The organism is Vibrio chemaguriensis (genome assembly GCF_012275705.1).
Taxonomy (GTDB): domain Bacteria; phylum Pseudomonadota; class Gammaproteobacteria; order Enterobacterales; family Vibrionaceae; genus Vibrio; species Vibrio diabolicus.
The window spans coordinates 1-678 of the sequence record NZ_SHOE01000060.1 but is presented as its reverse complement, the minus strand read 5'-3'; the positions used below and the strand labels follow the sequence as shown (position 1 = coordinate 678).

At 39.8% G+C, this 678-nt stretch carries 1 protein-coding gene; it reads left to right on the top strand.

The window, feature by feature from the left end; all coding sequences use genetic code 11:
• Positions 1 to 73 precede the first annotated feature (73 nt).
• Positions 74 to 553: an Sbal_3080 family lipoprotein gene (locus EX191_RS22760; RefSeq protein WP_017449622.1), complete on the top strand. Its 480-nt coding sequence runs from the start codon at positions 74 to 76 to the stop codon at positions 551 to 553.
• Positions 554 to 678 lie beyond the last annotated feature (125 nt).

The window sequence follows — 678 nt, the reverse complement described above, 5'->3', positions numbered from 1 at the left end:
CACCTTAATGCGGCGTTATAGCGCATAAACAAACAGATACAATGTGTCTGAAAAACAATATGAGAAAATAAAAATGAAAAAAATTATAGTGTTGTCTTTAGCTTCTCTTACACTAGTTGGTTGTGGGTCTCCCAGATATATGGGCACCCCTGTTCCTGAGACTAATATTAAGTCGGAAATAGTTGTTGTTAAAGATAATGAAACTCGCTCTGGGTTCCAAAATACAATTGAGTCTTGGCTACAAGAACATAACTATTCTTATGTTGTCGTACCTGATAATTCTAAGCACGACCTGAACAAATTGACTCTTGAATATGAAGGTCACTGGGGGTGGGATCTGGCGTTATATTTGAAAAACGCGGAGATAACAGCTTATCAAGGCGGGCAAAGAGTTGGGGAAGTGAAATTTAAAGTTCCTTATACCGCTAATCCTAATAAATTTGGTGATGCAAGTAAGAGAATTGGTTTTATGATGGACACGCTTTTTGGCCAAATGACACCAGAACAAGCAACTCAAGCAGCAAACGCGTCTTCATCAACTACGCCAAACTAGCGCTATAACAAACTGTTTAAGAGTGATTCGCAACGCGTGGCATTTTTACTATGCGTTGCGTTTAGTGATTAAGGTTGTATGCGGCGACTTCGGTATTGCGTTGCTCACACCTTAACAGGGCGTTA